At 58.4% G+C, this 20,649-nt stretch carries 16 protein-coding genes and 1 pseudogene; 7 read left to right on the top strand and 10 right to left on the bottom strand.

What is annotated here, in order from left to right; translation table 11 throughout:
- Positions 1 to 15: 15 nt before the first annotated feature.
- From panB to thpR, 7 genes and pseudogenes are all read right to left on the bottom strand, one after another.
- Positions 16 to 810: a 3-methyl-2-oxobutanoate hydroxymethyltransferase gene (gene panB / locus ABRZ26_RS11220; protein ID WP_319604344.1), complete on the bottom strand. Its 795-nt coding sequence runs from the start codon at positions 808 to 810 to the stop codon at positions 16 to 18.
- Between the two features lie 107 nt (positions 811 to 917).
- Positions 918 to 1,412, bottom strand: a complete 495-nt coding sequence (gene folK / locus ABRZ26_RS11215) for a 2-amino-4-hydroxy-6-hydroxymethyldihydropteridine diphosphokinase (RefSeq protein ID WP_319604343.1) — start codon at positions 1,410 to 1,412, stop codon at positions 918 to 920.
- Entirely contained in the window at positions 1,412 to 2,824 is a 1,413-nt protein-coding gene (gene pcnB, locus ABRZ26_RS11210) for a polynucleotide adenylyltransferase PcnB (RefSeq protein ID WP_319604388.1), read from the bottom strand. The genes folK and pcnB overlap by 1 nt, the downstream gene beginning before the upstream one ends.
- A gap of 63 nt (positions 2,825 to 2,887) precedes the next feature.
- Positions 2,888 to 3,801, bottom strand: a pseudogene (gluQRS, locus tag ABRZ26_RS11205) (tRNA glutamyl-Q(34) synthetase GluQRS).
- Positions 3,802 to 3,943: 142 nt separating this feature from the next.
- Entirely contained in the window at positions 3,944 to 4,399 is a 456-nt protein-coding gene (gene dksA / locus ABRZ26_RS11200) for an RNA polymerase-binding protein DksA (RefSeq protein WP_136168102.1), read from the bottom strand.
- A 315-nt stretch (positions 4,400 to 4,714) separates the two neighbouring features.
- Positions 4,715 to 5,419, bottom strand: coding sequence for a DNA/RNA nuclease SfsA (gene sfsA, locus ABRZ26_RS11195; protein WP_319604341.1), 705 nt, complete (start codon positions 5,417 to 5,419; stop codon positions 4,715 to 4,717).
- A gap of 7 nt (positions 5,420 to 5,426) precedes the next feature.
- Positions 5,427 to 5,963: an RNA 2',3'-cyclic phosphodiesterase gene (thpR, locus tag ABRZ26_RS11190; protein ID WP_319604340.1), complete on the bottom strand. Its 537-nt coding sequence runs from the start codon at positions 5,961 to 5,963 to the stop codon at positions 5,427 to 5,429.
- A gap of 75 nt (positions 5,964 to 6,038) precedes the next feature.
- Between thpR and hrpB the strand changes: the two genes are divergently transcribed.
- The 5 genes from hrpB (at position 6,039) to fhuB (ending at position 15,324) form a co-directional block, all read left to right on the top strand.
- The gene (gene hrpB, locus ABRZ26_RS11185; RefSeq protein WP_319604339.1) at positions 6,039 to 8,483 is read left to right on the top strand and encodes an ATP-dependent helicase HrpB; all 2,445 of its coding nucleotides are present in this window, start codon (positions 6,039 to 6,041) and stop codon (positions 8,481 to 8,483) included.
- Positions 8,484 to 8,585: 102 nt separating this feature from the next.
- Positions 8,586 to 11,072, top strand: a complete 2,487-nt coding sequence (mrcB, locus tag ABRZ26_RS11180; RefSeq protein ID WP_319604338.1) for a bifunctional glycosyl transferase/transpeptidase — start codon at positions 8,586 to 8,588, stop codon at positions 11,070 to 11,072.
- Between the two features lie 553 nt (positions 11,073 to 11,625).
- Positions 11,626 to 12,423: a Fe3+-hydroxamate ABC transporter ATP-binding protein FhuC gene (gene fhuC / locus ABRZ26_RS11175; protein ID WP_319604337.1), complete on the top strand. Its 798-nt coding sequence runs from the start codon at positions 11,626 to 11,628 to the stop codon at positions 12,421 to 12,423.
- 2 nt (positions 12,424 to 12,425) lie between these two features.
- A complete protein-coding gene (gene fhuD, locus ABRZ26_RS11170; RefSeq protein ID WP_319604336.1) occupies positions 12,426 to 13,346 on the top strand; it encodes a Fe(3+)-hydroxamate ABC transporter substrate-binding protein FhuD in 921 nt (306 codons plus the stop codon).
- The gene (gene fhuB, locus ABRZ26_RS11165) at positions 13,333 to 15,324 is read left to right on the top strand and encodes a Fe(3+)-hydroxamate ABC transporter permease FhuB (RefSeq protein ID WP_413556198.1); all 1,992 of its coding nucleotides are present in this window, start codon (positions 13,333 to 13,335) and stop codon (positions 15,322 to 15,324) included. The genes fhuD and fhuB overlap by 14 nt, the downstream gene beginning before the upstream one ends.
- A 38-nt stretch (positions 15,325 to 15,362) precedes the next feature.
- On the opposite strand, the gene hemL is transcribed toward fhuB, so the two are convergent.
- A complete protein-coding gene (gene hemL, locus ABRZ26_RS11160) occupies positions 15,363 to 16,643 on the bottom strand; it encodes a glutamate-1-semialdehyde 2,1-aminomutase (protein WP_319604335.1) in 1,281 nt (426 codons plus the stop codon).
- 276 nt (positions 16,644 to 16,919) lie between these two features.
- Between hemL and erpA the strand changes: the two genes are divergently transcribed.
- Complete coding sequence (gene erpA, locus ABRZ26_RS11155; protein ID WP_319604334.1) at positions 16,920 to 17,264, top strand: iron-sulfur cluster insertion protein ErpA; 345 nt, start codon at positions 16,920 to 16,922, stop codon at positions 17,262 to 17,264.
- A 90-nt stretch (positions 17,265 to 17,354) separates the two neighbouring features.
- On the opposite strand, the gene btuF is transcribed toward erpA, so the two are convergent.
- Both btuF and mtnN read right to left on the bottom strand, forming a co-directional pair.
- Entirely contained in the window at positions 17,355 to 18,173 is an 819-nt protein-coding gene (btuF, locus tag ABRZ26_RS11150; protein WP_319604333.1) for a vitamin B12 ABC transporter substrate-binding protein BtuF, read from the bottom strand.
- Between the two features lie 7 nt (positions 18,174 to 18,180).
- Positions 18,181 to 18,882: a 5'-methylthioadenosine/S-adenosylhomocysteine nucleosidase gene (gene mtnN, locus ABRZ26_RS11145; RefSeq protein WP_319604332.1), complete on the bottom strand. Its 702-nt coding sequence runs from the start codon at positions 18,880 to 18,882 to the stop codon at positions 18,181 to 18,183.
- Between the two features lie 107 nt (positions 18,883 to 18,989).
- Between mtnN and dgt the strand changes: the two genes are divergently transcribed.
- Positions 18,990 to 20,498: a dGTPase gene (gene dgt, locus ABRZ26_RS11140; RefSeq protein ID WP_319604331.1), complete on the top strand. Its 1,509-nt coding sequence runs from the start codon at positions 18,990 to 18,992 to the stop codon at positions 20,496 to 20,498.
- Positions 20,499 to 20,649: the final 151 nt, after the last annotated feature.

Here is a 20,649-nt window from a genome sequence, read left to right as displayed (position 1 = left end):
ACGAACGCAGCGATATTAATAGAAAGCGTGCTCTTCGGCTGGATAAATGCCTTGTTCAACTTCCTGCACATAAAGACGCGCGGCTGCGCGTATATCGCCGCTTTGTGCTAAAAAATCCTTGGCGAATTTGGGTGTTTTCTCGCCTGTGATGCCTAATGCGTCATGCATGACCAAAATTTGTCCATCGGTAACGTTGCCTGCGCCGATGCCGATGACCGGAATGGCGAGGGCTTCCGTAATGCGTTTTGCCAGCGCGACCGGCACGCATTCCAGCACCAGCAACTGCGCGCCGGCCTGCTCTATGGCCAGGGCGTCATCAAACAGTTGATTGGCCGCCGCTTCATCCCGACCCTGAACTTTATAACCGCCGAAAATATTGACGGATTGAGGCGTCAGGCCCAAATGGCCGCAGACCGGAACCGCGCGATCCGTCAGCATCCTCACGGTAGGGGCCAGCCAGGCGCCCCCTTCCAGTTTCACCATGTTGGCGCCGGCGCGCATCAGTTTGGCCGCCTGATTACAGGCTTGTTCCGGCGTCGCGCAGCTCATAAACGGCATATCGGAAAGAATCAGCGCCAGCGGCGCGCCGCGGCGCACGCAGTGCGTGTGGTAAACCAGGTCGTCGATGGTGACGGGCAGGGTGGAATCATGCCCTTGCAATGTCATTCCCAGCGAGTCGCCAATCAGCATCACACGGATGCCTTGTTCAAAAAACAAACGAGCGAAACTGGCGTCGTAAGCCGTAATTGAAGCGAACTTCCGCTGCTCTTGTTTCCATCGGCGCAAGTGAGATAGGGTCGTCGGTTTCATGACAGCCTTCCTGATTCAATCAATAGGACAAAGAATAGAGGGAGATCATTCTAATGGATGCAGGCGGGCAGCGATAGCGATCAAGCGCCCACTTGGACGAACAGCGGTCAGTCGGCGTCGTTATGCCACAGCGTCAGGCCGTTGCGATCGATGCTTGTCAGAAGATGGGCAAGGGATTGTCCGTCGGGAAAAACCAGTTCAGGGGCGATCTCCGCCAGCGGATAGAGCATAAACTCGCGATTTTTCATGTCGTAATGCGGGACGGTGAGCCGCGCCGTGCGGATGACGTCGTTGCCGAATAGCAAAATATCCAGATCCAGCGTGCGCGGCCCCCAGCGATGCGCTTTACGCACCCGGCCCTGTTCCTGCTCAATGGCTTGCGTATGATCCAACAGTCGCTCGGCATCCAGACCGGTTTCCAGCGCCGCGACGGCGTTCAGGTAATCGGGCTGATCCTGCGGGCCCAATGGCCGGCTGCGGTAAAAAGAGGAGCAGCCGACCAGACGGGTTTTCGGCAGGTTATCCAGCGCCGTCAGGGCCGCATGCGCCTGTTGTAAGGGTTGTGCGAGATTACTGCCCAGCGCCAGATAAACGCGCGTCATCAGGCTTTTTCTCTGTGTGCGGCCGCCGGTTTGCGCGAGCGCCGCGGGCGAGAGCGACGGTGTGGCGTCGGGCCGTCATCCAGCGAGTGCAACATCGTCTGCTGACGCGGCGGCGCGGCGACCTGGAACTCTCCCCACCACTGAGCCAGACGCAGAAGATCCTGATGTTTTTCTATTTCAGCCCGCAGGCAAAGCAGATCGTAGGCCGCCCGGAATTTAGGGTGCTCCATCAGTTTGTAGGCGCGTTTACCCTGACGCCGCGACAGGCGAAGTTGCAATTGCCAGATGTCGCGGACTAATGACGTAATGCGTTTGGGGATCGCCAGCGAACGACATTGTTCATCCAGAATGTCATTCATCGCCAGCGAGAAGGCGTCGAAATAAGCCAGACCGCTTTCCTGGGTCAGTTTCTGCGCATGTTCAATCAGCGGATACCACAGCATGGCGGAGAACAGAAACGCCGGATTGACCCGCATATTGTTTTGCAGACGTTGGTCGGTGTTTTTCAGCACCTGTTCGATCATCCGTTCCAGCGTGGTGTCGCCGGCTTCGGTAAAGTTACGACTGATCAATGGGAACAGCGGTTGGAAAAGCTGGTATTCACACAGCATTTTGTAGGTCGGATGACCGTAACCCGTCTGTAGCAGCTTCAGCGACTCCTCAAACATCCGCGCCGCCGGGATATCGTGCAGCAGCGAGGCGAGGCGAGGGATCGGCTCCGCCGTTTCCGGGCTGATGGTCATATCCAGTTTGGCGGCGAAGCGAACGGCGCGCAGCATGCGTACGGGATCTTCGCGATAGCGGGTTTCCGGGTCGCCGATCATGCGGATCACGCCCTGACGCAGATCGTTCAGGCCGTTGGTGTAGTCCCGGACGGTGAAATCGGCAATGCTGTAATACAGGCTATTGATGGAGAAATCGCGGCGCTGCGCGTCCTCTTCAATGGAGCCGAAAATATTGTCGCGCAGCAGCATACCGCTCTGGGCCTGCTGGGCGGAATTCTTCGCTTCGCTCTGCTCCTGATGCTGATCGTGGTGTCCGCGGAACGTGGCGACCTCGATCACCTCCGGCCCGAACATCACGTGAGCCAGACGGAAACGGCGGCCCACCAAACGACAGTTGCGGAACAGCTTGCGTACCTGATCGGGGGTTGCGCTGGTGGTGATATCAAAATCTTTAGGCTTTTTGCCCAACAGCAGGTCACGCACGCCGCCGCCGACCAGATAAGCTTCGTAGCCCGCTTTGCTCAGACGGTAAAGTACCTTCAGCGCATTATCGCTGATGTCGCGGCGTGAAATATTATGTTGGTCGCGAGGGATCACGGTCAGATGTTGACGCGGCTCCTCGGCTTTGACCGTTTCGTGCTCACGATTCAGTACTTTACGGCAAAAATTAGCGACTCGGGTAAAGATAATACACCTCGATAGTGATCAATAATTAAAAACACAACCAAAAAAATAGCGGCTAATCATAGCTCACCAGGCTCGATTTGAGAATGCTGAAGTGATCGCGGACCGGTTTTTGCCCCCTGACGGGGAATGGGAGAGAGCGACCAATGGGCCACGGACCAGGCCAGCAATGCCGTGAGCGTCAGGTCTTGCCAGCTTTCCGGCAACGGCTGATGGAGAAATTCCAGGGCGGCGATTAATACCGGACGCGGATCGCTATCCGGCAGCGCCGGAGCGTGATTCTGTTTGGAGAGCTTGTGGCCGTCCGCATTCAGCACCAGCGGCAGGTGAATATAATCGGGTTCCTGATATCCCAGCAGCCGGTATAGCGAAATTTGCCGTACCGTTGGTTCAATCAGATCGGCGCCGCGCACGATCTCCGTAACCTGTTGCGCATGATCGTCGACCACCACGGCCAGATTATAGGCAAACAGACCATCTCGGCGATGAATAATAAAATCCTCGCCCGCAAGCGCGGCATCGGCGTGAATCTCGCCGCTCAGGCCGTCATGGAAGCTGAATACCGGCGAAGTCTGGCGTATGCGGATAGCGGCGCCTTCCGCCGGCAGGGCGAGTTCCCGGCAGTGGCCGTCATATCGGCCGCCGGACTGCTGGATACGGCTGCGGGAACAGGTGCAGTAATAACTTAATCCCTGTTGGGCGAGCCAGTGGAGCGTCTCCTGATAAAGCGCGCGGCGCTGCGACTGATAGGTGACTTCACCGTCCCAATAAAGGCCGTAGTGTTCTAACTGAGAGAGTATTCGTGCGGCGGCGCCGGGAACTTCACGCGGAGGATCGATATCTTCAATGCGCACCAGCCAGCGCCCCTGTTTGGCGCGAGCTTGCAGATAACTGCCGAGCGCGGCAATCAGTGAACCAAAGTGCAGATCGCCGGACGGGGAAGGCGCAAAGCGACCGATGTAATGATCTGTTTCGGACATATAGACAAGCACGACGCCGCTATTGCGTGGTGAACATCAAAGTACGGCGGCAGTTTCAATCAATTAAGCGGGGTAAATCCCGTACAGCCTACCCCTGGGTCAGATGACCTTGCCCGCAGGCGTAGGCTGTCAGGATGGATAATTATCCTGCCATCTGCTTTTCGCGTATTTCTGCCAGCGTTTTGCAGTCAATACACAAATCAGCCGTTGGACGGGCTTCCAGACGACGAATGCCAATCTCTACGCCACAGGATTCGCAATAACCGAAGTCTTCGTCTTCGATTTTTTGCAGTGTTTTGGCGATCTTCTTGATCAGCTTACGTTCACGATCGCGGTTGCGCAGCTCCAGGCTGAACTCTTCTTCCTGAGCGGCACGATCCACCGGATCGGGAAAATTCGCTGCTTCATCGCGCATATGCGATACAGTACGATCCACTTCGTCCCTGAGTTGGTTGCGCCATGCTTCAAGAATACGCTTGAAATGAGCCAGCTGAGCGTCGTTCATATACTCTTCGCCCGGCTTCTCCTGGTACGGCTCTACTCCGGCAATTGCGAGAATGCTCAGAGAAGATGTCTTACGGTTTTGCCCTTCTTGCATGTTGCTTCTCCTACATAACACGACACGCACTATACCCTTCTCACTCGAAGTTACAGCATTGTTCAGCGGCCCGTATTTACCTGACTGACCGACTTTCGCCGGCGCGTCAGATTCATTCGTTTTGCTTACTGCAAATCCAATTACTGGGTATATCGATCCCCCAAGGGGGAAAAACAGGCCGCTATAAATAGCAGATGAAGATTAGGTTGGCAATGGTTCCTGACACCGGCCTGATAAAGTGTGAGGAACAACGTATTATCATCGGATGATAAACAACGTGTTAGCGTGTTATTGCATGGCCACTTTATTTATCTTTCATATCAATAACGGCAACGGATCGGCTAACTTGATGCCATCGGGAGATAATGTGGCGCCGTAACATAAAACTTCAACCCCCTGTCGCCGCGCTGCGGTGAATAATTCGGCATAACGCGGGTCAATATGACGGGCGGGGGAAACCTGTTTGATGCCGGAATGCAACACCGCGAAAAATAGCACCGCCCGCTCACCGTTGGCGACGACCTGTTGCAGTTCGCGCAGATGTTTTTGCCCCCGGAGGGTGACTGCATCGGGGAAGTAGCCCTGTCCCTGTTGCAGCAATGTAACGGATTTCACCTCAATATAGCAGTTAATCTTGTCCGGCGCCTGTAGCAGCAGGTCGATGCGGCTGTTTTCCGCGCCGTACTTCACCTCGGTCTTGCAAGCGGTATAACCCGCCAACGGCGCCACCCGATTGTCCAGCAAGGCTTCGTGCAATAACGTATTGGCGCGCAGCGTGTTGACGCAAATCCAGTCGTTGCGCTGCGTTTCGGTCAACTCCCAACTGTGCGGATATTTACGTTTGGGGTTGTCCGAGGTGGAGTACCAGACGGTATCGCCGGGCGTGGCGCAGCCGGTCATCGCGCCGGTATTGGCGCAATGAAGGGTGAGGGTTTTTCCTTCCGGCGTCACCACGTCGGCAAGAAAACGTTTGTAGCGTTGAATTAACCGGGCCGGCTGTAAGCGGGGCGTGTATTGCATCGGTATCCTATTTTTGTTTGGTCAGCGGCCAGCTGGCGATGGTCTGATAGCGCGTTTTGCCATGTTCAAACAGCGACTGATACAGGGAGAAACGGCGCATGGGGATCGACCAGTTGAAATCCGCGGGCGGCAGGGCGACCGGTCTGGTCGCGCCGCGTAACAGCGTGATATGCGGGTGGAACGGTTGCGCGCTTTGATGGCAGCCATTGCGGGCCGCCTGCGAGCGCAATAGGTCGGCCAGTTGCAATAACCCCCGGGACGCCTGCCGGCAACCCATCCATACCACGCCGGGGCGCGGCCATTGGCCGGCGTCATTCAGGTCGACCGTAAATTCAGGCTGGCTGATGCGCCCGGCCAGCGTACGCAGCGCCAGTTCTTTTTGTTCGCTGATTTCGCCAAGAAAAGCCAGCGTCAGGTGAAGATTGGCGGCCGCCACCGGACGACCGGCCTCCGGCGAAAAATGGTCGGCGCGCCAGCGCACGATCTCCCGCTGGATTTTTTCCGGCAATGATAGGGCAAAAAACAGGCGTCGGGTCGGGTGCATGTCGCTCTCTTAAGTTCTGATTCCATCCGATGCTACAATGCCCGCCGTCGAAAGTTAACCTTTACGGAGATTTCTGTGATTTTACCGCCCGTCAGTGCCGTACTGAATGACGTGATAACAGCGCTGCGCGTGTCGCCTCAGGTTTTATTGCATGCGCCGACCGGTGCGGGGAAATCAACCTGGCTGCCGTTGCAACTGTTTTGCTTGGGAGAGTCGGACGGCAAGATAATTATGCTGGAGCCGCGTCGTCTGGCGGCGAAAAGCGTCGCCTGGCGTCTGGCGCAGCAGTTGGGCGAGGAGCCAGGTCAGACGGTGGGTTATCGGATGCGTGGTGAAAGCCGCGTCGGCCCCGCCACCCGTCTGGAGGTGGTGACCGAAGGCATTTTGACGCGCATGCTGCAACAGGACGCCGAACTGAACGGCGTGGCGCTGGTGATTCTGGATGAATTTCATGAGCGCAGTTTGCAGGCCGATCTGGCGCTGGCGCTATTATTGGATGTACAAGCGGGGCTGCGTGAGGATTTAAAGCTGTTGATCATGTCCGCCACGCTGGACAATACCCGGCTGACGGCGCTGCTGCCTGAGGCGGCGACGGTGGTTTCCGAAGGGCGCAGTTATCCGGTGGAACGGCACTATCATCCGTTAAATAGCCACGAACGGCTGGAAGAGGGCGTAGCCCGCCAGGTAAGACGCTTATTGAGCGAACAGTCCGGGTCGCTGTTGCTGTTTTTGCCCGGCGTGGCGGAAATCAAACGGGTACAGTCCTTGCTGGCCGATAGCGTGGCGGCGGATGTGGATCTGTGTCCTTTATACGGCGCCCTGACGCTGGCGGAGCAGCAGAAAGCCATCCTGCCGGCGGCGGACGGACGGCGCAAGGTGGTGCTGGCGACCAATATCGCCGAAACCAGTCTGACCATCGAAGGGATCCGCCTGGTAGTGGACAGCGGTCTGGAACGCACCACGCATTTTGACGTCAAAAGCGGTTTAACCCGTCTGGTGACGCAGCGCGTCAGCCAGGCGTCAATGGTGCAGCGCGCCGGGCGCGCCGGCCGGTTGAGCGCCGGTATCTGCTGGCACTTATGTTCCCGAGAACAGGCCGAACGCGCCGCCGCGCAAAGCGATGCTGAAATACTGAATAGCGATCTCAGCAGTTTTTGGCTGGATCTGTTGCAGTGGGGCTGCACGGATGTCGAACAGTTAGTCTGGCTGGATCCGCCGCCGCTTCCCGCCTTGCAGGCCGCGCGTCAGCTTTTGCGTCAACTCGGCGCTACCGACGGGCAGGGCAAGCTGACGTCGGATGGCCGCAAAATCGCCGCTCTCGGCTGCGATCCGCGGCTGGCGACGATGTTGGTTGCGGCGGCGCGCCGGGAGAAAGATGCGCTGGCGACGGCGGGCTGTCTGGCGGCGATACTGGAAGAGCCGCCGCGCGGCGGGTCGATGAATCTGCTGGACTGGCTGCATCGTCCGCTGCCGCACTGGCTGCGGCGTTCGCAACAGCTTACGCGCCGTTTATCGGCGGCGGCGGGCCGTATCGATGCGGGATGGGCCGCCTGGCTGCTGGCGCAGGGATTTGCCGATCGCATCGCCCGGCGGCGCGGTCAGGACGGCCGCTACCAGTTGGCGAACGGCGCCGGCGCGATGATGTCGCCGGACGAAGCGTTGTCCGGCGCCGACTGGCTGATGGCGCCGGCTTTATTACAGAACGACCATAGTGCGGATGCGCGCATCCTGCTGGCGCTGCCGCTGGATATCGCGCGTCTGGAACAACAGTTGCCCGGCTTGATTAGCGAACATAATGTGGTGCGTTGGGACGAAGAAAAAGGTACGCTGCGCGCCGGCAAACACAGTCGGATAGGATGCCTGACGTTGCGTTCCCGGCCGTTAAATAAGCCCTCCGATGAGGAGTTGCAGTTGGCGCTGCTGGCCTGGCTGCGGGAACAAGGGCTTGCCGCGCTGAATTGGGATACGGCGTCGCAACAGCTGCGCGTCCGGCTGTTGTGCGCCCGACAGTGGTTGCCCGAGGCGAATTGGCCGGCGGTGGATGACGAAACCCTGCTGGCGACGCTGGAACAGTGGCTACAGCCGTCTTTATCCGGCGTGAGGGATCTGCGCGCATTGCGGCAAATCGATTTGGTCGAGGCGTTGATGCGTTTGCTGGACTGGCCGTTGCGGCAACGGCTGGATAGCGCGTTGCCCAGCCATTACACCGTGCCGGGCGGCAGCCGGTTGGCGATTACCTACTATGAAGACAAACCGCCGGTATTGTCGGTGCGGATGCAGGAAATGTTCGGCGAGCGGCAAAGCCCGCTGCTGGCGGAAGGCCGCGTCGCGCTGGTGCTGGAGCTGTTATCGCCGGCTCAACGCCCTTTGCAGATTACGCGCGATCTGGCCGCTTTCTGGCAAGGCGCTTATCGCGAGGTGCAAAAAGAGATGAAGGGGCGTTATCCCAAGCATGTCTGGCCGGACGACCCGGCGAATGCGCTCCCGACGCGACGCACCAAAAAGTATCAGAATCATTAATTTCAGATGTTTCCTCTTCCTTGAGAAAGGCGCGGGAAACAGAGTAAGGCGGCTTAAGCGTAAAGCGGATGGCTGTGACAATCTGACGGAGAAGCAACAAGCATGTCTGGGGATGATCGCGAACCTATTGGACGCAAGGGAAAAGCGTCGGGACGTAAACCTGCGCGCAGGCAAACAGTTCGGCGCCGCAGGAATGACGACTATGATGATGATTATGAAGATGATCAGGATGATTTTGATGACGATGATAATGGCTATGATGACGAGGACAGCATGACCGGCAAACCGCGTAAGAAACGTCGCTGGCTGGGACTGTTCATCAAACTGGCTCTGATTTTTGCCGTGACGCTGGCCATTTACGGCGTGTATCTCGACAGCCAAATCCGCACCCGTATCGAGGGCAAGGTATGGCAGTTGCCGGCGGCGGTGTACGGCCGGATGCTCAATCTTGAACCCGGCATGCCCTATAACCAGAAAGAGATGATCAGTCTGCTGGAAGGGATGCAGTATCGTCAGGTGAGCCGTATTACCCGCCCGGGGGAATTCAGCGTACGCGGCAACAGTATTGAAATGCTGCGCCGTCCTTTTGATTTCCCCGATGGCAAAGAGGGGCAGATTCACGCCCGTCTGACGTTCAGCAACGAGCGTTTGTCGCAGATCCAGAATCTGGAGAATCAGCGTAACTTCGGCTTCTTCCGCCTCGATCCGAAATTGATCACCATGATGCAGTCGCCGAATGGCGAGCAACGTCTGTTCGTGCCGCGTTCCGGCTTCCCCGATCTGTTGGTGGATACGCTGGTGGCGACCGAAGATCGCCATTTCTACGAGCACGACGGTATCAGCCTGTTCTCGATCGGGCGCGCGTTTTTAGCCAATATCACCGCCGGACGGGCGATCCAGGGCGGCAGTACGCTGACGCAACAGCTGGTGAAAAACCTGTTTCTCACCAATGAGCGATCCCTGTGGCGTAAAGCCAACGAAGCCTATATGGCGCTGATCATGGATTATCGCTATAGCAAAGATCGCATTCTGGAACTGTATCTCAACGAAGTGTACCTCGGTCAGAGCGGCGGCGATCAGATCCGCGGTTTCCCGCTGGCCAGCCTTTACTATTTCGGCCGTCCGGTGAATGAGCTCAGTCTCGATCAGCAGGCGCTGCTGGTGGGGATGGTGAAAGGGGCGTCGCTGTATAATCCGTGGCGCAACCCTAAACTCACCCTGGAGCGCCGCAATCTGGTATTGCGCCTGCTTCAGAACCAGCAGGTGATAGACGTCGAACTGTATAACATGCTGAGCGCGCGTCCGCTGGGCGTACAGCCCAGGGGCGGGGTCATCAGTCCTCAGCCGGCGTTTATGCAACTGGTGCGGCAGGAATTACAGCAAAAGCTGGGCGATAAGGTCAGCGATCTGTCCGGCGTGAAGGTGTTCACTACCCTTGATCCGGTCTCGCAGGATGCGGCGGAAAAAGCGGTGGAAGAGGGGATTCCGGCATTAAGGGCCGCGCGCGGCGTTAACGATCTGGAAGCCGCCATGGTGATCGTCGATCGTTTCAGCGGCGAGATCCGGGCGATGGTCGGCGGATCGCAGACGCAATACGCCGGGTTCAACCGCGCCTTGCAGGCGCGTCGTCCGGTCGGTTCGCTGGCTAAACCGCCGATTTATCTGACGGCGCTCAGCCAGCCGGATACCTATCGGCTGAATACCTGGCTGGCGGATGAGCCGCTGTCGCTCAAGCAGCCCAACGGCCAGCTGTGGCAGCCGAAAAACTACGATCGCCAGTTCCGCGGACGCGTGATGCTGGTCGATGCGCTGGCTAACTCGCTTAACGTGCCGACGGTGAATCTGGGGATGGCGGTGGGACTGGATCAGGTTACCGCCACGCTGAAACGGCTGGGGATTCCTGAAAACGTGATCTCGCCGATGCCTTCGATGCTGCTGGGGGCGATCAGCCTGACGCCGATGGAAGTGGCGCAGGAATACCAGACCATCGCCGGCGGCGGAAATCGCGCGCCATTGTCGTCTTTACGTTCGGTGATTGCCGAAGACGGCACGGTATTGTTCCAGAGTTTCCCGCAGGCTGAGCGCGCGGTTCCCGCCCAGGCGGCCTACCTGACGCTGTACGGCATGCAGCAGGTGGTGGAACGCGGCACTTCGCGTTCGCTGGCGGTCAAATTCCCGAATTATCATCTGGCGGCGAAAACCGGCACCACCAACGATCTGCGCGATAGCTGGTTTGCCGGGGTGGACGGTAAGGAAGTGGCGATAAGTTGGGTGGGGCGCGACAACAACGGGCCGGCGAAGCTGACCGGCGCGAACGGCGCATTGACCCTCTACCGCCGCTACCTGGAAAATCAGACGCCGTTGCCGCTGATGCTGACGCCGCCGGAAGGCATTGCGGCCATGACGGTGGATGCCAGCGGCAATTTTATCTGTAACGGCAGCAGCGCCGGGCGGTCTTTACCGATTTGGACGGATAATCCGCAGGCGCTGTGTCAGGCCAGCCAGCCGCAGACGACGCAACCGGCGCAGCCAGCGCAGCAAAACGGCGACGGCGTGGCGGACTGGATCAGGGAAATGTTCGGGCAATAATTTTTGCTTCCGCCCCCGCGTCGCCGCTGTCTCTTAGTCACATTTTTATGCGGACTCAGAGGCAGTTTCGTGCGCCACAATGCCGCCATTTCCATGCTACGTCGTAGCACGCGCCCGACATAGGTGGCTCAAGCGCCAGCCCCCTATGAACCCGGGCTTGCGGCTAAATTATGCCGCTGTGCGGTGCCTTCGTCGGTATCAGGCTTAACGGACCGCTTGCGACACGTTCCAGACGTGGCGCAAGCTTTCGCCGCATCCATGCGGCTCATCCTAAGCCTGCTATCGCCTCAGCATAATTTTTTACGCCGCGTAACACCCACTTCCGTCAGCGCTCCCGCATTTGTGTATAAGAGACAGCGCGTCGCCGGGGGCTTTCCACTTTGTTTCTGACGTTTCGGCGTCTTCTTCTTTGATTTCCGGCTGTGTAAATTCCTTGCGGAGCGCATTCCGTTACGCCTATTATGCAATCTTTATAATAATTATTATCATTGTCCTTTAGTTTGATAACCATTAGCCGCCTTGATTTCAGGCCGGCGGTGAAATCCAAAACGTTATGCAAAACCAACATGCACTGCCCGATACCACCTTCAGGCTGGACGATGTCAGCTTTTCTATTGCCGACCGTATGCTGCTGCGTCCGCTGTCCCTGACTTTTCCCGTGGGGAAAGTCTGCGGTTTGATCGGACACAACGGCTCCGGTAAATCTACATTGCTGAAAATTCTTGGCCGCCACCAGCCGGCCAGCGGCGGTTCGGTGTGGCTGGGCGAACGTTCCCTCGACCGCTGGGACAGTAAAGCCTTTGCCCGTCAGGTGGCCTACCTGCCGCAACAACTGCCCGCGGCGGAAGGCATGACCGTGCGCGAACTGGTCGCCATCGGGCGCTATCCGTGGCACGGCGCTCTGGGGCGTTTCGGCGGCGCCGATCGGGAAAAGGTCGACGAGGCGATTAGGCTGGTAGGGTTGAAGTCCTTCGCCAATCGTCTGGTGGATAGCCTGTCCGGCGGCGAGCGGCAGCGGGCCTGGCTGGCGATGACCGTGGCGCAGGATAGCCGTTGTCTGCTGTTGGACGAGCCGACGTCGGCGCTGGATATCGCGCATCAGGTCGAGGTGCTGGCGTTGATCCAGCGGATGAGCCGGCAACGGGGGCTGACGGTGATCGCCGTGTTGCACGACATCAATATGGCGGCGCGTTATTGCGATTATCTGGTGGCGCTGCGCGGCGGCGAAATGATTGCGCAAGGCGAGCCTCTGGCGCTGATGCAAGGTCCGGTGCTGGAAAGTATTTATGGGATCCCCATGGGAATATTGCCTCATCCCGGCGGCGGCGCGCCGGTAAGTTTCGTTTGCTGACTATGTCTTATCCATTATCGTCCGGCCGTAGCGCCGATATTGTGCGCCGCCGCCTGCTGACCGCGCTGGCGCTCTCCCCGCTTCTTTATTCCGCCGCCGGCCGCGCCGCGGCCTATCCCGATCCCCGCCGCATCGTGGCGCTGGAGTGGCGGCAGGTTGAAATGCTGATGGCGCTGGGGATTGCGCCGATGGGCGTCGCGGATATCCATAATTACCGCCTGTGGGTGGCGGAACCCGAACTGCCGCCGGGGGTGATTGATGTCGGTTTTCGTACCGAACCGAATCTGGAACTGCTGGCCGAACTGCGCCCCTCGCTGATCCTGCATTCCGAAGGTTACGGCCCGTCGGCGGAGAAACTCGTCCGTATCGCGCCGTCCATGGGGTTCGGTTTTAACGATGGAAGCGGCAAGCCGCTGGCGTTGGCCAAGCCCTCGCTGGAGAAGCTGGCGGAGGCGCTGGGCATGCCCGAGGCGGCGCATCGGCATTTACGCCAGTTCGCCGAATTTATGCAGCAGGCAAAAACGCGTTTACAGCCTTATACCCGTCGTCCGTTGCTGCTGTTTACCCTGCTGGATCTGCGTCACGCGGTGGTGATTGGCGAAAACAGCCTGTTTCAGGAAGTAATGGATGAAGTCGGGATAGAAAACGCCTGGCGCGGCGAAACCAGTTTCTGGGGAAGCACCATTGTCGGCATTGAACGTCTGGCCGGGATTGAAGGCGCCCACGCCCTCTGCTTCGGTCACGGCGACGACGCCGTGATGGCGCAGTTGGCGGACAGCCCGCTGTGGCAGGCGATGTCGTTCGTGCGTGAACGCCGCTTGCAGCGGGTACCCCCGGTCTGGCTGTATGGCGCCACGCTGTCGGCCATGCGCTTCTGCCGTCTGCTGGAACAGGCTCTGGAGGCGCGGCGTGACGTTAACTAGAAACCGGCTGTCGCCCGTGTTGCCGATCGGTTTTTTGCTGACGGCGCTACTGCTGTTGGGCGGTTACAATTTGTTGCGGCAACTGCCCGCGGCGCAGTGGTGGCAGGGATTATGGCGACCCTCCGCCGAGGATATTCGCCAACTGCTGTTTCACTATAGTCTGCTGCCGCGTATGGCGCTGGCGCTGCTGGTGGGCGCCGGGCTGGGGCTGAGCGGGGTGCTGTTTCAACAGGTTTTGCGCAATCCGCTGGCGGAATCCTCGACGTTGGGCATCGCCACCGGAGCGCAGTTGGGGGTGACGGCCGTCACGCTGGCGGCGCTGCCCGGCGGCGTGTTTATGCAGCAAATAGCGGCGATGATCGGCGCGTTGGCGGTTGGCGCGCTGGTGTTCGGCGTCGCCTGGGGAAGACGCCTGTCGCCGGTTACGCTGATTCTGGCCGGGCTGGTGGTAAGCTTTTACTGCGGCGCGCTCAACCAACTGCTGGCGCTGTTTTATCATGACCAGCTACAGAATATGTTCCTGTGGAGCAGCGGGGTGCTGAATCAGCAGGACTGGAGTAACGTGAGCTTTATCTTTCCGCGTCTGTTGCTCTGTTTCTGCCTGGCGTTGCTGCTGCTGCGTCCGCTAACCCTGCTGGGACTGGACGACGCCGTCGCCGGCAATCTGGGGCTGGGCATATCGCTGGCGCGGCTGGGCGCTCTCGGACTGGCTATTTTTCTTAGCGCGCAATTGGTCAACGCGGCCGGCATTATCGGTTTTATCGGCCTTTTTGCCCCGCTGCTGGCCAAAATGCTCGGCGCCAGGCGTTTACTGCACCGACTCTGGCTGGCCCCGTTGCTCGGCGCTTTATTGCTGGGCGTGACCGATCAACTCGTCATCTGGCTGAGCGGCGTATGGCGCGAAGTGCCGACCGGCGCGGCGACGGCGGTGATTGGCGCGCCGCTGCTGCTGTGGCTGTTGCCGCGTTTGCGCACCGGCGGACAGCCTTCGATGATGGAGCCGGGCGGAATACGGGAGACGGAGCGACGCCGGTGGGGATGGTGGATGCTGGCGGGCGGCGCGCTGTTGATCGCCGTGGCGTTAATCGCGCTGACGCTGGGAAAAAACGCGCAGGGGTGGCACTGGAGCGGCGGCGATCAGTTAACGCAGCTATTGCCGTGGCGCTGGCCGCGCGTGCTGGCGGCACTGGCCGCCGGGGTGATGCTGGCGGTGGCCGGCACGCTGATACAGAAACTGACCGGCAACCCGATGGGCAGCCCGGAAGTGCTGGGGATCAGCTCCGGCGCCTCCTTCGGCGTCATCATTCTGCTGTTTTTCGTACCCGGCGACGCCTTTGCGTGGCTGATCCCGGCCGGCAGCGCCGGCGCCGCGGCGGCGCTGCTGGCGATGGTGATGATTGCCGGGCGCGGCGGCTTTTCCACCCAGCGCATGCTGCTGGCCGGTATCGCCCTGAGCATGGTGTTCGCCACGGTGATTACGTTGCTGTTGGCCAGCGGCGATCCGCGGGTGGCGAGCGTGCTTACCTGGCTGTCCGGGTCGACCTATAACGTGGAAGGGCCGGATGCCGTGCGATCCGTGGTTATCGCCGTATCGCTGCTGTTGATAGTCCCGCTGTGTCAGCGCTGGCTACGCATTTTGCCGTTAGGCGCCGCCACCGCCCGCTCGCTTGGGGTGGCGGTTACCCCGGTGCGTCTGCTGGTGCTGTTATTGGCCTCGGTACTGACCGCCGCGGCGACGTTAATCGTCGGGCCGATGAGCTTTGTGGGACTGATGGCGCCGCATCTGGCGCGTATGATGGGGTTCAGCCGTATCATGCCGCAGATCTGCGCTTCCGCGCTGCTTGGCGGGGGGCTGATGGTGTCGGCCGACTGGTGCGGGAGAATGTTGCTGTTCCCGAACCAGATTCCGGCCGGGCTGCTGGCGACCTTTATCGGCGCGCCGTATTTCGTTTATCTGCTGCGCCGGCAGGCCCGATAAAGCCCCACGGAGTGAGGACAACCGGGCCTGCCATTTGATTACAGCCGCGCAAAAGAACGATGCGCGGCTTCTATCGTGCGTTCAATATCCTGCGGGCTGTGCGCCAGCGACATAAAGCCGGCTTCAAAGGCGGAAGGCGCCAGGTAGATCCCTTCCTCCAGCATCAGATGGAAGAAGCGCTTGAAGCGCTCTACGTCGCTGGTCATCACCTCCTGATAACAGGTGACGCGCTCGGCATCGGTGAAAAATAGCCCGAACATCCCGCCGGCCTGATTGACCACCAGCGGAATATTCGCCGCCTGCGCCGCCGCGGACAGCCCCGCCGCCAGTTGTTCCGTCAGTGCGGTCAGTTTTTGATGCACGCCGGGTTTGGCGACTTCGCTCAGGCAGGCGAAACCCGCCGCCATGGCTATCGGGTTGCCGGACAGGGTTCCCGCCTGATAAACCGGCCCGGTGGGGGCCAGCGCCTGCATCACGTCGCGCCGGCCGCCAAAGGCGCCCACCGGCATGCCGCCGCCGATGATTTTCCCCAGGCAGGTCAAATCCGGTACGACGCCGTAGTGCGCCTGCGCGCCGGCCAGCGCGACGCGGAAACCGGTCATCACTTCGTCGATAATCAGCAGCGCGCCGAATTCGTCGCACAGCGCGCGCAGCCCCGGCAGGAAATCCGGCAGCGGCGGCACGCAGTTCATATTCCCGGCCACGGGTTCGACGATAACCGTGGCGATGTCCTGCGGATATTGTTCAAAGGCGGCGCGTACGGAAGCCAGATCGTTATAGGTGCAGGTCAGCGTATGGCGCGCGAAATCCGCCGGTACGCCCGGCGAGTTGGGCTGCCCCAGCGTCAGCGCGCCGGAACCGGCTTTCACCAGCAGGCAGTCGGCATGTCCGTGATAACAGCCTTCGAATTTGATGATTTTGTCGCGTCCGGTAAAACCTCGCGCCAGACGGATGGCGCTCATGGTCGCTTCGGTGCCGGAGTTGACCATACGCACCATATCCATGGTCGGCACCAGCGAGGTCACCAGCCGCGCCATCCGCACTTCCATTTCCGTCGGAGCGCCAAAACTTAACCCGCGCTCGGCGGCGGCGATGACCGCCTGACGAATGGCGGGGTGGTTGTGTCCCAATATCATCGGTCCCCAGGAACCCACGTAATCGATATAGGATTTGCCATCGGCATCGTAAAGATAGGCTCCGTCCGCCCGTTCGATAAACAGCGGCACGCCGCCCACGCCGTTAAATGCGCGAACCGGCGAATTGACGCCGCCCGGAATAAGTTGCTGTGCCGCGGCGTACAGACTTTCAGATTTGTTCATTAAAGGATCCTGACTTTACGTTTGTCGTGGAAAGTAAGGTCATTCTAATCAACTGGCCGCGGTTATGAAAATCGTTGTGCGGCGATACGGACTGAAAATACAACGCCGCGGTTCGACGGCAAGCGCGGCGGATTGCGGCGGGAACAAGGCTTAATACGCGGCGTCACGCGCTGACTGACGTCAAATCTTGCACGTTTTAACCCGCTATTGAATAATAAGCGTATAATTGAGTGAATAACGTATCACCCGATAAGAATGTAGGTTGGGAGTAAAAGTATGAGCGACGAAGTGGCATTGCCCCTGCAATTTACCGATGCAGCGGCGAACAAGGTGAAACTCCTGATTGCTGATGAAGAAAATCCGGATCTGAAACTGCGGGTTTATATTACCGGCGGCGGTTGCAGCGGCTTCCAGTATGGTTTTACGTTTGATGATCAGATCAACGAAGGGGATATGACCATTGAAAAGCAGGGCGTCGCGCTGGTGGTCGACCCGATGAGCCTGCAATATCTGGTCGGCGGTTCGGTCGACTATACCGAAGGTCTGGAGGGTTCGCGTTTTATCGTGAGCAACCCGAATGCCAAAACGACCTGCGGCTGCGGTTCTTCTTTCAGTATCTGATTCTGCTTCAGCCGGCAAAAAAGCAAAACCCGTGAGTCCGCATCGCGTCACGGGTTTTTTGTTGCCTAAGCCCGGCTGATGATGACTCTGCTAATCATTTTTTTTCAGTTCGGCCAATTGCCGGCATATCTGTTGCGCGGCCAGCAGTAAGCGCGGCCCGCTGCGATTAAACCAATCTTCATTCACCGCGATCGTCGGAACGGATAATTGCGGTTGCCAGAAGGCCTGCGTAGCGGCGATATCATCAGCGGAACCGCTGATGATAATAGCCTGTGGTTTGCGCATTAACACCTGTTCCCGGCTGACCTGCGGCCAGGGAACCGGGCTGTCGCTGAAAATATTCTGCGCGCCGCACAACGAAACAACCTGACTTTGCAACGTGCCTTTCGCCGACGTAAACAGCGGGTGGGCGCCAAACTGCATGAAAACCCGCAGAGGATGATTATCGGCGTAGCGGCTCTGCAATTCCGCCAGTTGCCGGCGCAATGCGGCGGCGTTCTGCTCCGCTTGTTCAGGATGCGAACTGTATTGCGCCAGCGTCTTCAGCATTGCGGGAATATCATCGAGCGTTTTGGCATCCAGATAGACCACGGGAATACCAAAATTGGCGAGTTGCTCCAGCGGTCTTTGCGGATTGCCTTCACGCCAGGCCAGAATAAGATCGGGTTTCAGCGTCAGGATCCGCTCAAGGTTAATTCCCTGCCAGGAGGCGACCTGCTCCAGTTTCCGGGCTTCCGGGGGATAGTCTGACCAACTGCTGACCGCCGCCAACTGGGTTCCCATCCCGGCGGCGTAGGCCAGTTCGGTGGCGTGCGGCGCCAGACTGATCACGCGCTGCGGCAGCGCGTTTGCCGCGGCGATGGTGAAAAACAGCAGAAGCCCGAACAGAGAATGAATCCGCAATTGCATTGTGGCGTTACCGACGTTCAGCCAGCGCCTGTAACATGGTCTCTACCATGCGGGTGGATTGCCGGGCGGCGACAACCAGAAATTCGTCAAAGCTCAGATGAGATTCCTGGTCGGCGACATCGGAAATCGCCCGCACGATGACGAAAGGGACGGCGAATTGATGGCAAACATGGGCAATCGCCGTGGCTTCCATTTCTACCGCGATGGCCTGAGGGAAGGTTTTACGGATGCGGGCCAGCGGTTCCGCGCCATTGATAAACGCGTCGCCGCTGACGATCAGACCGCGCACCGCGTTCAAATCTAGCTTGGCGATGGCGTCCTGGGCCAACGTAATCAACCCTTCGTCCGCGGTGAAGGCGGCCGGGCAGCCCGCCATCTGGCCGGGTTCATAACCAAAAGCGGTGACGTCGGCGTCGTGATAGCGCACTTCATCGGAAACGACGATATCGCCGACCTTCAGCGTTGCGGCCAATCCGCCGGCCGAACCGGTGTTGATCACCACGTCCGGGCGGCAGTGCTCCAGCAATAATGTGGTGCCCAGCGCGGCAGAGACTTTGCCAATGCCGGATTTCAATAGGGCGACATCAACGCCGTTTAACCGACCGGTGTAAATTTCGCAACCTGCGCGCTGTATGGTCTGACGGTTTTCGATACGATCGCGAAGCAGGGTAACTTCTTGTTCCATAGCTCCGATAATGCCGACTTTCATAGTATTCCCCACAAATTTTGTTATAAATAGCACGAGTATAGCGTCCGCTAGTCTATCATGGCTTACGGGGTTAGATGGCGATGCGGCGGCACTAAATGGGGAGTCCTATGTCTGATATCGATTTCGCGAAAAAGATGAGTTTTCAGCGTCCGCTCAGTCGTCCGATTGCGGCTAAAGATGAATATGCCATTGTTCGTCAGTTCGAGAGCGATCGCGGACGTATTATCAACTCCGCCGCCATTCGCCGCTTGCAGCAAAAAACCCAGGTTTTTCCGTTGGAGCGCAATGCCGCGGTGCGCTCTCGTCTGACGCACTCCATGGAGGTGCAACAGGTCGGCCGCTATATCGTCAAGGATATACTGGAACGCCTCAAGCGCGACAATCGGTTGGAGGCGCTGGGACTCGCCCAACTACAAACCCCGTTTGAAAGCATGGTGGAGATGGCGTGTTTGATGCATGACATCGGTAACCCGCCATTTGGTCATTTCGGCGAGTCGGCGATCAATAACTGGTTCGGACAGTTAATGGACGTCGCGCATGCGGTCACGGATGACGCACGCGAAGATAAATGCCGGGTCGGTTTTTTACGTTGCCGGGAGGATGGCCTCAATGAACTGCGGCGGCGTATTCGGCAGGATTTAAGTCATTTCGAAGGCAACGCGCAGGCCATTCGCCTGGTGCATACCTTGCTTAAGCTGAATCTGACCTACGGCCAGGTCGGCTGCATATTGAAATACACCAGGCCCGCGTACCGGTGCGAAACTCCGCCGCCGGAATTTTCTTATCTGATGAAAAAGCCGGGCTATTATCTGGCGGAGGAAGCCTTCGTCACCAAGCTGCGCGAAGAGCTGTCGATGGGGGAATTCCATCGCCATCCGCTGACTTATATTATGGAGGCGGCGGATGATATTTCTTACTGCATCGCCGATTTGGAAGATGCCGTCGAGAAAGATATTCTCACCATCGAACAGCTCTATGAGCATTTGCGTCATTCCTGGGGCGACGTTCAGCCGGGGGATTTATTCAGCGAAACGGTGGGCAAATCCTATGAGACCCGAAATCGTCACCGCTGGCGCAGCATCAACGATCAGTTTTTTATGAATCTGCGGGTGAATACGGTCGCCACGCTGGTGCCGCATGCTTCCCAGCGTTTTATCGATAACCTGCCGGAGATTTATTCGGGGGCGTTTAATCAGGCGCTGCTGGAGGATGAAAGCGCGCAGAATCGATTATTGAAAATATTTAAAAACGTCGCCTTGAAACACGTCTTTAATCACCATGAAGTGGAACAACTGGAGCTTCAGGGCTACCGGGTTATCCGCGGGTTGCTGGAGATTTATAGCCCGCTGCTGGATATGTCGTATCAGGATTTCAGTCAGTTGGTCAACGAGGAAACGCACAAACGCTATCCGATTGAAACCCGGCTGTTTCATAAATTATCCAGCAAACATTGCATGGCTTACCGCGAAGCCGTGGAGAATCTGCGGCACTTATCATATGAAGAGCGGGAAATTCGCGAATATTATTTCCGCGCGCGTTTGCTACAGGATTATATCAGCGGCATGACCGATCTTTATGCCTATGACGAATATCGCCGACTGATGGCGGCGGAATAATAACTTTTGTAAAGAGCGCCAATATTTTCTTACGGTTCAGCGTCTTCCATTAATGAACCAAGTTGATCCATATTTATCTTATACAGCACACCTCTGTATCTACCCCGCATCTTGCGCGATGAAGGGTATAAAGGCGGTGAGAGCTTGCCTG

The sequence above is a fragment of the Brenneria sp. L4-2C genome, assembly GCF_040240335.1.
Taxonomy (GTDB): domain Bacteria; phylum Pseudomonadota; class Gammaproteobacteria; order Enterobacterales; family Enterobacteriaceae; genus Brenneria.
The sequence above is the reverse complement of the archived record's forward strand: the minus strand, read 5'-3'. Positions and strand labels throughout refer to the sequence as shown.